Origin of the sequence: Rhodanobacter sp. MP7CTX1 (assembly GCF_014205795.1) — a bacterium.
GTDB lineage: Bacteria > Pseudomonadota > Gammaproteobacteria > Xanthomonadales > Rhodanobacteraceae > Rhodanobacter.
In genome coordinates this window covers 64,210-76,750 of record NZ_JACHCN010000015.1, presented here as the reverse complement: position 1 = coordinate 76,750, position 12,541 = coordinate 64,210, and the positions used below count along the sequence as shown (strand labels likewise).

At 61.5% G+C, this 12,541-nt stretch carries 8 protein-coding genes and 1 tRNA gene; 7 read left to right on the top strand and 2 right to left on the bottom strand.

Annotation, left to right across the window (positions count from 1 at the left end):
- Window positions 1–129: 129 nt before the first annotated feature.
- Entirely contained in the window at window positions 130–840 is a 711-nt protein-coding gene (locus tag HDE77_RS16395; protein WP_184418993.1) for an SEL1-like repeat protein, read from the bottom strand.
- Window positions 841–1,281: 441 nt separating this feature from the next.
- Entirely contained in the window at window positions 1,282–1,545 is a 264-nt protein-coding gene (rpsT, locus tag HDE77_RS16390; RefSeq protein ID WP_072760571.1) for a 30S ribosomal protein S20, read from the bottom strand.
- A 711-nt stretch (window positions 1,546–2,256) separates the two neighbouring features.
- On the opposite strand from rpsT, the gene HDE77_RS16385 reads away from it, so the two are divergent.
- The 7 genes from HDE77_RS16385 to HDE77_RS16355 all read left to right on the top strand — a co-directional run bounded on the left by HDE77_RS16385 (window position 2,257) and on the right by HDE77_RS16355 (window position 12,365).
- Entirely contained in the window at window positions 2,257–4,392 is a 2,136-nt protein-coding gene (locus HDE77_RS16385; protein WP_184418992.1) for an autotransporter outer membrane beta-barrel domain-containing protein, read from the top strand.
- A 393-nt stretch (window positions 4,393–4,785) separates the two neighbouring features.
- On the top strand, window positions 4,786–6,393 hold the full coding sequence (gene murJ, locus HDE77_RS16380; protein ID WP_255482769.1) for a murein biosynthesis integral membrane protein MurJ: 1,608 nt from the start codon (window positions 4,786–4,788) through the stop codon (window positions 6,391–6,393).
- Between the two features lie 61 nt (window positions 6,394–6,454).
- Window positions 6,455–7,408, top strand: coding sequence for a bifunctional riboflavin kinase/FAD synthetase (locus tag HDE77_RS16375; RefSeq protein WP_184418991.1), 954 nt, complete (start codon window positions 6,455–6,457; stop codon window positions 7,406–7,408).
- A 100-nt stretch (window positions 7,409–7,508) separates the two neighbouring features.
- Window positions 7,509–10,370 carry an isoleucine--tRNA ligase gene (gene ileS, locus HDE77_RS16370; RefSeq protein ID WP_184418990.1) on the top strand — a complete coding sequence of 954 codons (2,862 nt, stop codon included), beginning with the start codon at window positions 7,509–7,511 and terminating at the stop codon, window positions 10,368–10,370.
- Between the two features lie 125 nt (window positions 10,371–10,495).
- Window positions 10,496–11,008: a signal peptidase II gene (gene lspA / locus HDE77_RS16365; protein ID WP_184418989.1), complete on the top strand. Its 513-nt coding sequence runs from the start codon at window positions 10,496–10,498 to the stop codon at window positions 11,006–11,008.
- Between the two features lie 174 nt (window positions 11,009–11,182).
- Window positions 11,183–12,148: a 4-hydroxy-3-methylbut-2-enyl diphosphate reductase gene (ispH, locus tag HDE77_RS16360; RefSeq protein WP_184418988.1), complete on the top strand. Its 966-nt coding sequence runs from the start codon at window positions 11,183–11,185 to the stop codon at window positions 12,146–12,148.
- A 141-nt stretch (window positions 12,149–12,289) separates the two neighbouring features.
- Window positions 12,290–12,365: transfer RNA gene (locus tag HDE77_RS16355), tRNA-Thr, on the top strand.
- Window positions 12,366–12,541: the final 176 nt, after the last annotated feature.

The following is a 12,541-nucleotide window of genomic DNA, read 5'->3' as shown; positions in this document are numbered from 1 at the left end:
GCCGGCCATGCCGGTCAGGTGGGCGTGGCGCGTTGAGATCGCGGGCTTGTGTTCGTGGACAGCTTCTACGAATTTCGGTTCGGTGGCCGGCCACGGAGGGCTATGCCGAACTCAGCGGCAAGGTTCCCGTCAATGAATGGAACTGTCAGCCGATGGAGGGTTGCCTGAAGTGGACGAGCTCGGCACGTCACCCTTCTTGACTGGAATGATCGGCTCCACCGTGACTTTCCCTGTTGACCCGGGGCGCCACTCGAATTTCGGGTCGTACGGGTTGTCACTCTTCAGCAACTGCTCGTAGGCGATGGACCCATCGACTTCTTCGCCGGCGAGGAGGTCAGATGCTCCAGTGCCGCGGATGGCATTCGGTGATTCGTCTGAACCTCTTATGCCCACCCTGAGTTCACCGGCCACTGACCCTACTCGTGAGCCAGTCATCGAGGAGCGTACCTGTGCCCAGCGGTCCTTGGCGCGGCGCAAGGCCGATGCGTCTCCGTAAGTTGGATACAGTTCGCCGTAGATCGCATCGGCCTGCGCAAATTCGGCATTGCTCAATTTCGCATTGATCAGCTCGCGCGCCTGGACATATTGCTTCTCGCCGCGCTCTGCAGCCAGCGTCATCCAGGCCATGGCACGGGGCAGATCCGCGGACACACCTTGTCCTAGCGCATACATCACGGCGAGATTGTATTCGGCAGGTTTGTAGGCCCAGGATGCTGCCACCCGATACATGTGGATGGCGAAGGCATAATCCTTTTTCTTGACGGCATTGGCGCCCAAGCCGAAGAAATACTCACCAGGTCTGGCGCTATCTTCGGCCGAGGTGAAGCGCTTCGAAGTCATCCTGTTCGCATTGTCGGCAGAGTCGTAGATGGGAGCTACGCTGTTGGTGCTCGGTACGGCAGCAGCCGTGCTGACGACGGCCGGTTTGTCCTGTGCCATTCCCACGCAGGGGAGGGCAAGCATGAAGAAGGCAAAGAGCAGCTGCGTCGAAGCGGACAATCGGATAGTCATGTTCGGCCCCCCTTTGATGGTGCCAGCAGCTTATCCGACGTTTCGCCCGCCGTGTTGAAATTTTGGCAATATATTCACTGGTGTCGGTGACATTCAGAGCCGCAAGAAAAGCAGCTTTCGCGAGCGCTCACGTTCCTGCGAAACGGCGGGCTTGCGCCGGCCCGCACTTCCCCACAAAGAAGAAGCCGGCTTGCGCCGGCCCGCACTTCCCCACAAAGAAAAAGCCGGCTTGCGCCGGCTTTTCTGGTCAACCCGAGTCGCGCAGCCGGCTTATGCCAGTTCGCGGATCTTCGCGTTGAGGCGGCTCTTGTGGCGAGCGGCCTTGTTCTTGTGGATCAGGCCGCGGGCGGCGTAACGATCCATCACCGGCTGGGCGACAGTAAAGGCGGCGATGGCGCCGGCCTTGTCCTTGGCCTCAATGGCCTTGACGACCTTCTTCAGGGCGGTACGGACCATGGAGCGGGCGCTGATGTTGCGCAGGCGGCGCTGCTCGGACTGGCGCGCGCGCTTCTTCGCGGACTTGATGTTGGCCAAGGTAGAACTCCGGGATACAGGGTTAGGGTTGGAAAAAGACGCCAATTATGCGGTCGAAATGCCGTTGCGTCAATCGTTTAGCGCGGCGGTTGCGGGGTCGTGCCCGGTCCGCGTGTGATCAAGTCAGCGACAGCTGCTGCATTTTTGCGCCGTTTGGGCGTCAACTTTGGAGCCAGCGGCTGTGGAACTGGGCGATTTCCTCGGTAGCGCGGCGCGAAAGCCCCTCCATCATACAAGTAACGGCAGATGCGGGCCCAAGAGCCTGTACAGACTTGAAACGTGGATGACGATAAAGCCGTCAGACACCGTTCGCGTCACGCCTATCTCACGCCAGCGTCAACATGATGAATAAGCATCGCAGGGTGATTCTTTCGAAGAATTACCGCCGATCGCCTGCTGCGCGACATGCTCCCGAGCATATTTTTCCAATGCAGCTGATCGATAGAGGGGCCACCGGTAACGACATTGCATGCCTGCAGCGAGAGCGCTGAGGTATTCGTCTGGATGGCTAAAAGAGCGAAGTTTCGCCATATATCAGGTAACTAATTGAAAGCACTGTAAAAAACAGTGCGGTCAGCGCCTGAGTGCCACCCCAACTTGTGCACCTCCGCGGCGAGAGGCCAGCCGGAGGTCGACGAGCATCTCTGCCCCCGCGAACCCAGCGGGGGAAGTGCCCCCACCGCGTTGCTCACAGAGTCCGCAGATAGCCTCATGAAAAGAATCCTTCTTGTACCCATCCTTGGTTCAGCCATGGTCGCCTGGTTACCGCTGGCGATAGCGCGCGAAGTCGTGGTGCTACCTGGCGTCGTCGGTCCGGTCGGTGTTGCCAGCGGTGTCGATACGCAGGGTCCCGGCACCCTGACTGTCGGGAGCCAGGACATCAATACAGGCAACGATCCCGGCGGTGCCATCACGACCAATGCCGCCAATACCGCGAATATCGTGTTCAACGACAGCTCCCTGGTCACTGGATTCGTCGGTACAACAGGAACGACCTTCCTCAACATCGGCGCTGGCACTGCGGGAAATACGGTGACCTTTAGCGGTCCGGTTTTCTCGACAACGTTCTCTGTTCTCGGCACCGGCACAGTCAATTTCAACGGTGGTTTCACCAGCAATACCGGCTCGACGATGGACTTTGCCGGGGATGGCTTTATCAATGTCGGTGCCGGTCAAACCGTGAAGGCCGCCATAACCAACACGGCAGGCGCGGATACAGGCACGCTGACGCTCAACAACAACAGCATCCTGGATGGCGCCGTCGGCGCGGCGAGCGGGCTCAAGCAGATCAATGTCGTCGGCGGCAATGCGCTGATCACCGGCCAGGTGAAAGCTGAAAATTACACGCTCGGCACCAATACCCTGAACGTGGCTGGCGCCTTTGCGATTCCGGTGGCAGGAACCATCAACACGACAATCTTCAGCCAGTCGCTCTACGGGCACATCGTGCCGGTAGGGGCCGCCACCATCGGCAACGCGCTGCAGGTCAACGTGAATGTCACCGGGCCGATCGTCAATGGCAGCAGCTTCAATATTGTTGATGCCACCAGTGGCACGAACGGCAGCACCGTCACCGCGACAAGCAACACGACGCGATATCTTTTCGCGGCAACTCCCACCGCCAACGGCATCGTTAAAATCACTGCCACGCAGGTACCCTTGGCGGTGGTGGTGAATCCGGTGGGAAATCCGGTCGCCCCCATCATTGCACCGGTCGTCGACGCGCTGCCGTTGACGCCCGCAACAACGCCGCTGTTGACAGCAATCACACTGCTACCGTCAGCGCAGCAAGTTGCCGGCGCATTGGCACAGCTCCAGCCGGGTGCGGCCAATCTCGCATTGCCGCAAACAAGTTACCGCGCGTCCCAGCAGTTTCAGCAAGTTTGGGCCTCGCATATGGAGGAATCCGAAGCGGCATGCGGCGAAAATGGCACGAATGATCAGACCGATAATCGCAGTGGATTGCGGCCGCAGGATGACTCAGACGCCATCTGCCAATCCACTAATACGCACCCGCATTGGTGGGGAGCTACCTTCGGCTACTCGAATTCGCAGAGCGATGCCGGTGGGTATGAGGGCTACAACTCGTCAGGTTTCGGGGCGATGCTCGACTACGACGTTCCGCTCAGTACGACGACAACGGCGGGTGTAGGCGTCAGGTACGCTCGGTCAAATCTCGACGCCAATGCGTCAGACGGCCAGGGCAACATCAACTCCTACCAGGCGACCGCCTATCTTGGTTATGCGCCGGGACCCTGGTTCGCCAATGTAGCCGTGGTGTACGGACTGGACGACTATATGGGCACGCGCCGGGTCGAATTCCCGGGCATCGACAATACGGCTCAATCGGACTACAGCGGCCATCAGGCCACAGCGTTTGGCAGCACGGGTTACCACTTCTACGTCGGTGACGGAAAGACCGTCATCACGCCGATCGCCACGCTGCAGTACACGCATCTGGATGTCGACCATTACGCGGAAACCGGCAGCAACCTGGTCGATCTCAATGTCCGAGGGCAGAGCTACGATCTTGTCCAATCGGGCCTTGGTGCAAAGATTGCGCACGACTTCATCCTCTCTGACATGCAGGTTCTGAGTCCCGAGCTGCATGTGAATTGGCTGCATTCGTTTGGCAACGACACCATGAGCAATACGGCAGCCTTCGCCGCTGGCGGTCCGAATTTCACAGTACTTGGCGTGAAGCCGGCGCGCGAGATCTATGACGTGGGTGCCGGCCTTGTACTCGGCAGCGGTAAGACATGGTCAGTCAATGGCGACTATGACTACCAGTGGGGCAATGGCTACCGGGCTGGTCAGGCAATGATCAAGTTCACCCTGTTTTTGTAAAAGCCAACGTCACTGGAATACCCGTGCATGTGGTGCCGCGAATGACGCTCGGCATCTCATGCGTCTCCACAAACGCCTTCGGCATGTCTGATGTCCGAAGGCTTGCATCTAGCAGTGCAGCCTCTTGAGCAAGTGCCCGGCCTGACGCTTGCATGGGCGAAGACGCCCCGAAGCCAGCCCTGTAATGCCCTTTCAGTGTCACCGTCCCGCCCTCCGTCTGGAGGGCGTTTTGCTTCACAATAGGCGGTGAGGCTTGAAACGTTGGGCGGGGACACAGGGATTGGTAGGTGAAGCCCTGAAGCACCCCCAAGATCCAGGCAGAACCCCCTAATTCCTCAAACTCGTTGAGTCCCAACGGGTTCGGGACCTCGCAATGTCGGGTATTACAGACGCATGAAGTCTCCCAGTATGTTCCGCGGGCTGCTTTCGTTCAGCAGCATGACGATGATTTCGCGCGTGCTCGGGCTGTTGCGGGATATATCGATGAGTCACGTGTTCGGGGCCAATGCGGCCACCGACGCATTCGTCATCGCGTTCCGTATCCCTAATTTCATGCGCAGGCTATTCGCCGAAGGCTCGTTTTCGACGGCCTTCGTGCCGGTCTTTACCGAGGTGAAGGAAACCGGCACCCACGAAGAGCTGAAGCAGTTGCTGTCGCGTGTCGCCGGTACGCTCGGCGGCGTATTGCTGGTAGTGACCGCACTGGGTCTGATCTTTGCGCCCGAGGTGGCTGGGACGTTTGCGCCGGGTGCGCTCGATCAACCGCACAAGTTCGACCTCACGACCAACCTGGTGCGGCTGACTTTCCCCTTCATCCTTTTTGTTTCGCTGACCGCGTTGGCGGGCGGCGCTTTGAACAGCTTCCACCGTTTTGCACTGCCGGCGCTGGCGCCGGTGATCCTCAACATATGCATGGTGGTCGGGGCGCTGTGGCTGGCGCCGCGCCTGCATACGCCGATCATGGCGATGGGCTGGGCGGTGCTGCTGGCTGGGGTGCTGCAGTTGCTGTTTCTGTTGCCGGCGCTGCGTGAGCTTGATTTGCTCAGCATGCCGCGGTGGGGTTGGAACCATCCGCAGGTGCGCCGGATCATGCGGCTGATGGTGCCGACCCTTTTTGGCTCCTCGGTGGCGCAGCTCAATCTGCTGCTGGATACAGTGGTGATTTCACTGCTGGTGACCGGCTCGCAGACCTGGCTTTGGCAGTCGACCCGCTTCCTTGAGCTGCCGCTGGGCGTGTTCGGGGTGGCGCTGGGCACAGTGATTCTGCCGGCGCTGTCGCGGCATCACGTCGGCACGGACCGGGCCGGATTCTCCAGGGCGCTGGACTGGGGTTTGCGCCTGACCCTGCTGATTGCTCTGCCGGCGATGTTTGCGCTGCTGCTGCTGGCCGGGCCGCTGGTGGACACCTTGTTCCAGAACGGGCACTACACGGCGTTCGATGCGCACATGTCGACGCTGTCGATCATCGCGCTCAGTTGCGGGTTGCCGGCATTCGCGCTGGTCAAAGTGGTGCTGCCGGCGTTCTATTCGCGCCAGGACACCCGCACGCCGGTGCGGGCCGGCGTGGCGTCGCTGGTGGCCAACATGGTGTTCAACGCCATCTTCATCGTGCTGCTGTACGAACTGTGGGCATCGCCGGCACTGAAGCAGGGCAGCCTGCTGGACGGCATCTCCAAGGTGCCGGGCCTGCATGTGGGACTGGCGATCGCGAGCACGCTGTCGAGTTACGTCAACTTCGTTCTGCTATGGCGCTGGTTGAAGCGCGCAGGCGTGTATCAGCGCGAACCTGGCTGGGCCAGGCACTGGCTGCGCCTGGCGATCGCCTGCGCGGTGATGGTGGCCGTGCTGTTGCTTGGCCGCTGGCTGTGGCCGGACTGGGTAGGCGTGTCGGTGTTCACCCGGGTCTGGCATCTGTCCGCACTGGTGATCGCTGGCTCGGTGGCCTACGTGGGCGGCTTGTTTGCCGGTGGTTTTCGCCTGCGCGACCTGCGCGCTGTCTGATCTTGCCGGGGCGCCGCCGGTACGCTCTGGGCATGGCCGTGGCGCCCGTTATACTCACGCCATGATGAGACTTTCCAGAGATCTCGCGGGCCCTTGTCTGGCGCCCAGCGGTAGTGTGATCGCTGTTGGCGCATTCGATGGCCTGCATCGCGGACACCAGGCGTTGCTGACGCAGGTGCGCGTGCGTGCGCAGGCGCTCGGCTGCAGCCCGGTTGTGGTGAGTTTCGAGCCGCTGCCACGCGCCTTCTTTTCAGCATCGCCGGTACCGCGGTTGTCCAGCGTACGCGAAAAACTCCGGGGTTTTGCCGCAGCCGGCATAGAGCAGGCCCTGTTGCTGCGCTTCAACACGGCGTTGACGGCGATGTCGGCCGAGGACTTCGTGCAGCGCGTGTTGGTGGATCGGTTGGCGACGCGTGAAGTATGGGTGGGCAGTGACTTTCGTTTCGGCCACAAGCGCGGTGGCGATGTCGCTTTGCTGGAGCGGATGGGCGCGCAGCTAGGTTTTGTCGCCTGCACGATGCCGCCGGTGCATTTCGATGGCGCCCGCGTCTCGGCCAGCCGTGCCCGCATGCTGCTGGCCGCTGGCGAATTTTCCGGCGCCGAGCCGCTGCTCGGGCGGCCGTTCGTGATTGATGGCAAGGTGGAATACGGCAATCAGCTCGGCCGCACGCTGGGCTTCCCCACCGCCAACATCCATCTGCAGCAGCGGGTCAGTCCGGTGCATGGCATCTTCGCCGTGCGCGTGGGGCTGGGCGAGGGCGAGTGCAGCTGGCCGGGTGTGGCCAGCCTCGGCGTACGACCGACCGTGAACGAGGTCAGCGAACCGCTGCTGGAAGTGCATTTGTTTGATTTCGAAGGCGATCTGTACGGCCAGCGCATGGCGGTGCAGTTCGTGGCCAAATTGCGCGACGAAATGAAGTTCGACGGGCTGGAGGCACTCAAGGCGCAGATGAATCTCGATGCCCGCATGGCGCGCGAACTGCTGGGAATGAATTCCCGCCTGGTCGAGGCGTGAGTCGATCGCAGGCATTCCGGTACGGGCAAAAATCCACTAACTTCCCATGTCTTTGCCCGCTGATGGCGGGTGACAACAGTTTAGCAATGGCATCCAAGCAATGACCCACGACTACAAGAGCACGATCAACTTGCCGCAGACGGATTTTCCGATGCGCGGCGACCTCCCCAAGCGCGAGCCAAATTGGCTGGCCGAGTGGGAGCGGATTGATCGCTATGCGCAGATTCAGTTGCTGACGGCCGGTCGCGACAAGGTGTTCGTGTTGCATGACGGTCCGCCGTACGCGAACGGCTCGATCCATATCGGCCACGCGGTCAACAAGATCCTCAAGGACATCACAGTCAAGTCGAAGTTGCTGTCGGGTCATCGCGCGCCGTATGTGCCGGGCTGGGATTGTCACGGCCTGCCGATCGAGATCGCGGTGGAGAAGAAATTCGGCAAGCCGGGCGACAAACTCGACGCCGCTGCATTCCGACAGAAATGTCGCGAGTACGCGGCCGAGCAGGTCGATGCTCAGCGCACCGATTTCAAGCGACTGGGTGTTCTCGGTGACTGGCAGCGGCCGTACCGCACGATGGATTTCAGCTACGAGGCCGACATGCTGCGCGCCCTGGCGCGCATCGTCGCGAATGGCCATGTGGTGCGTGGTGCGAAGCCGGTGTTCTGGTGCTTCGATTGCGGCTCGGCGCTGGCCGAGGCGGAGATCGAATACGCCGACAAGGTCTCGCCTGCCGTCGATGTCGCGTATGACGCCATTGATGCCGCGGCCTTGGCCGGGAAGTTCGGCGTGGATGCGGGCGATGCGATCGTCGCTGTGCCGATCTGGACAACCACGCCATGGACGTTGCCGGAGAGCCAGGCGGTATCGCTCGGCGCCGATCTTGAGTACGCGTTGATTGAGGGTCCCTCGCGCGATGGTCGGCGCGTTTTGCTGGTCGTCGCCAGCGCCTTGGTCGACAAGGTCGCGCAACGCTATGGTCTTGAGCAGGCAACGGTATTCGGCCATGCAGCTGGCCAGGCACTGGACGGCACGTCGTTGCAGCATCCGTTCTATCCGCGCGTGGTGCCGGTGATTCTCGGTGAGCACGTCTCGGCCGAAGACGGCACCGGCGCGGTGCATACCTCGCCCGATCATGGTGTCGAGGATTTCGTGGTGGCGCGCCAGCACGGTATCGACATACTCAACTACATCGAGTCGCGTGGCACCTTCCGCGCGGACACTCCGGCTGCCGACGGCGTTGAACTGGCCGGCCTGCATGTCTGGAAGGCCAACGACGCGATCGTGGATCTGCTGCGCCAACGCGGCGCGCTGCTCGCGTTCGCGAAGATCGAGCACAGTTACCCGCATTGCTGGCGCCACAAGACGCCGGTGATCTACCGCACGACGCCGCAGTGGTTTATCAGCATGGAGCAGGCGAAGCTGCGCGAAACCGCGCTGAACGCGATCAAGGACGTGCGCTGGGTGCCGGGCTGGGGTGAGGAACGCATCGCCGGGATGGTCGCCGGGCGACCGGATTGGTGCATCTCGCGTCAGCGCACCTGGGGCGTGCCGATTGCGTTGTTCATCCACAAAGCCACGCAGGAACCGCATCCGGATTCCGTCGCGCTGCTGGAGCAGGTCGCAAAGAAAGTGGAGCAGGGTGGCGTCGATGCGTGGTTCGCACTGGATGCGGCCGAGCTACTCGGCGATCAGGCGAAGGATTACGAGAAAGTCACCGACGTGCTGGACGTCTGGTTCGATTCGGGCGTGACGCACTACGCCGTGATCGGCCAGCGGCCGGAGCTGCAGCAGGGCGCGGCCGGGCAGTACAAGGTGATGTATCTGGAAGGCTCCGATCAGCATCGAGGCTGGTTCCAGTCGTCCCTGCTGACTTCGTCCGCGATTCACGGTCACGCACCCTACGACGACGTGCTTACGCATGGTTTCGCGGTTGATGCGAATGGCCGCAAGATGTCCAAGTCGCTTGGCAACGTGGTCGCGCCGCAGAAGGTGATGGACAACCTGGGCGCGGACGTATTGCGGCTATGGGTAGCCTCGGCCGACTACCGCAACGAGATGACCGTTTCCGACGAGATCCTCAAGCGCGTCTCCGACAGTTATCGGCGCATCCGCAATACCGCGCGCTTCCTGCTCGGCAATCTGGATGGCTTCGATCCGACCAGGCACCTGCTGCCGGTGGCGGACAGCCTGTTGCTCGATCAATGGGCCATCCAGCAGGCGTATGACGTTCAGCAGGCCGTGCTGGCCGCGTATGAGCGCTACGATTTTCCGGAGATCGTGGCGCGCGTGCAGAACTTCTGCACCAACGAGCTCGGCGCGCTGTACCTGGATATCACCAAGGATCGGCTCTACACCATGCCGACTGACAGCCGCGGACGGCGCAGTGCGCAGAGCGCGATGTACCGCATCGCCGAAGCCCTGGTGCGCTGGCTGGCACCGGTGCTGAGCTTCACTGCCGAAGAAATCTGGCAGCAGTTGCCGGGCGAACGCGGCGACAGCGTGCTGTTCGAAACCTGGTATGACGGCTTGGCCGCCGCGCAGGCGTCGCCGGATCAGCGTCGTTACTGGGCCGAGTTGCTGGCTATCCGCGACACTGCCTCGCGCGTGCTTGAAGGCATGCGCAAGGCCGAGCAGATCGGTGCGGCGCTGGAAGCGAAACTGATGATCTATGCCGACACAGCGACTCAGGCGCGTTTTGCCGAGGCTGCTGTTGAACTGCGCTTCTTCTTCATCGTCTCCGATTTGCACTTCGCGTCGTTGGACGCTCGCCCGGATGATGCTGTGAAAGTGGAATTGGACGGCGCCGAAGTGTGGGTGTCCGCCAGCGTCAGCAGCGCCCTCAAATGTGTACGCTGCTGGCATCGTCGCGACGACGTCGGTAGCCATGCAGAACATCCGGAGTTGTGCGGTCGCTGCATCGGCAATATCGAAGGCCCGGGCGAAGATCGCCGTTGGTTCTGATCTGGCTGTGCTCCCTCCCCTGCAAGCAGGGGAGGAGAAAAGCGGATGCTCCGACCCCTGAAGCTGCAATCAATCGCCTCATCAACCAAATCGCCAAGTTGCCTATCCCCGAGCCCCTCAGCCCAATGTCCATTAAACCTAACGCACTCATCTGGCTGTGGCTTTCCGCCGCCGTCATCGTGCTCGACCAGCTCAGCAAGGTTTGGGCACTGCAGGCATTGCCGCCGGTGGGCCTGCCGCATCCGGTGATTCCAGGTTTTTTGAACTGGACGCTGGCGTTCAACACGGGTGCGGCGTTCAGTTTTCTGGCAAGCGGTACTGGCTGGCAACGCTGGTTTTTCGTGGCGCTGGCGCTGGTGATCAGCAGCATGCTGGTGGTGTGGCTGGCGCGCACGCCGCGGCGTGACTGGCGCACGGGCATGCCGCTGGCGATGATCATTGGCGGCGCCGTCGGCAATTTGATCGATCGTCTGCATGCAGCCCAGGTCACCGACTTCATCCAGGTGTATTTCCGGCAGTGGAGCTACCCGGTGTTCAATCTCGCCGACTGCGGCATCACCGTCGGTGCCGTGATGCTGATTGCCTTTGGCATGTTTGCTGGCAACGCCGCCGGCAAGCCCGCGGGCAGCGTGCGATAATTCGGGTCTCTCGTTATCCGGCGCACCCCAAAAAGGGGCGCGGGCCGGAAGCGCGTTTCAACAGCGAACCCGATCGTCAGTTGCCATGCTGGTCGAATTGCTGTTGATCGAGTCACCGGGCCCCTGCCGTCACCGGGGTGACGGTTCCTGTTCGAGATTTCGCTGAGGTCAGTTGTGGACATCCTGCTCGCCAACCCCCGTGGATTCTGCGCCGGCGTCGATCGCGCCATCGCCATCGTCGAGCGCGCGCTGGAGTCCTGGGGCGCTCCGATCTACGTGCGGCACGAGGTGGTGCACAATCGCTACGTGGTCGACAAGCTGCGCGCCAACGGTGCGGTGTTCGTCGAGGAGTTGCATGAAGTACCCGATGGCGCCACGGTGATCTTCAGCGCCCATGGCGTGTCGCAGGCGGTACGCGAGGAGGCCGAGCAGCGCCATCTCAAAGTGTTCGATGCCACCTGTCCGCTGGTCACCAAGGTCCATATGGAAGTGGCCCGGCTCGGCCGTATCGGCCGCAGCGTGGTGCTGATCGGTCATGCCGGGCATCCGGAAGTCGAAGGCACCATGGGTCAGTGGAATCCTGCCAGCGCCGGCGAAATCCTGCTGGTTGAATCCATCGATTGCGTGACCCGGCTGGTACCGAAGTTTCCGCACCAGCTCTCCTACGTCACCCAGACCACGCTATCGGTGGACGACACCAAGGCGATCATCGAATCGCTGCGTGCAAAGTTTCCCGACATCGAGGGTCCGCGCAAGGACGACATCTGCTACGCCACGCAGAACCGCCAGGATGCCGTGCGCCGGCTCGCCGACGCGGTCGACCTGATGTTGGTGGTCGGCTCGGTCAATAGCTCCAATTCCAACCGTTTGCGCGAGTTGGCCGAGAAGCAGGGCGTTCGCTCATTCCTGATCGACGGCGCCGAGCACATCGAGCGTAGCTGGCTCGATGGCGTCAGCCATATCGGCCTCACCGCAGGCGCGTCGGCCCCGGAAAAGCTCGTGCGCGACGTGATCGCCCGCCTGCAGTCATGGGGTGCCGGTGAGGTGCGCGAGCTGGATGGCGAACCGGAAACCATCACGTTCGCGTTGCCGAAAGAGCTGCGCATGGTCGGCGGTGGCACCACGTCGGCGAGCATCTGATCCGGCATTCAGCGCGGACACAAACGCGTGCACGGCGGTCCACGGGCTGTGCATCCGCCCCCGGATAGACTTCCCGCTGCCATTGGCGCAGCAACATCGCTTGCACCATCACGTGCCGCACCGTAAAATCAGCGGCTGTTTGCCGGAATAGCTCAGTTGGTAGAGCGGCGCATTCGTAATGCGTAGGTCGTAGGTTCGATTCCTATTTCCGGCACCATTTATAGCTCTAAAGTAGTCCAATGAAGGCCGGCAAACCTAGCTATATCAAGGGTTCCGGCCTTTTTTGTGCCCGAGGCTGTCCGGAAACATCCATTGCAATCCGACAGTAAGTGGCGGTAACTTCGACAGTAACAGGGGTTTTCCCCAAAGCAGTTACTGTCAAGAGGGTTGCCG

Bases quoted from the DNA above. Each gene is read 5' to 3' on its own strand.
- HDE77_RS16395 (WP_184418993.1), bottom strand. From the start codon at position 840: ATGACTTCGAAGCGCTTCACCTCGGCCGAAGATAGCGCCAGACCTGGT.
- HDE77_RS16385 (WP_184418992.1), top strand. From the start codon at position 2,257: ATGAAAAGAATCCTTCTTGTACCCATCCTTGGTTCAGCCATGGTCGCC.
- murJ (WP_255482769.1), top strand. From the start codon at position 4,786: ATGAAGTCTCCCAGTATGTTCCGCGGGCTGCTTTCGTTCAGCAGCATG.
- HDE77_RS16375 (WP_184418991.1), top strand. From the start codon at position 6,455: ATGATGAGACTTTCCAGAGATCTCGCGGGCCCTTGTCTGGCGCCCAGC.
- ileS (WP_184418990.1), top strand. From the start codon at position 7,509: ATGACCCACGACTACAAGAGCACGATCAACTTGCCGCAGACGGATTTT.
- lspA (WP_184418989.1), top strand. From the start codon at position 10,496: ATGTCCATTAAACCTAACGCACTCATCTGGCTGTGGCTTTCCGCCGCC.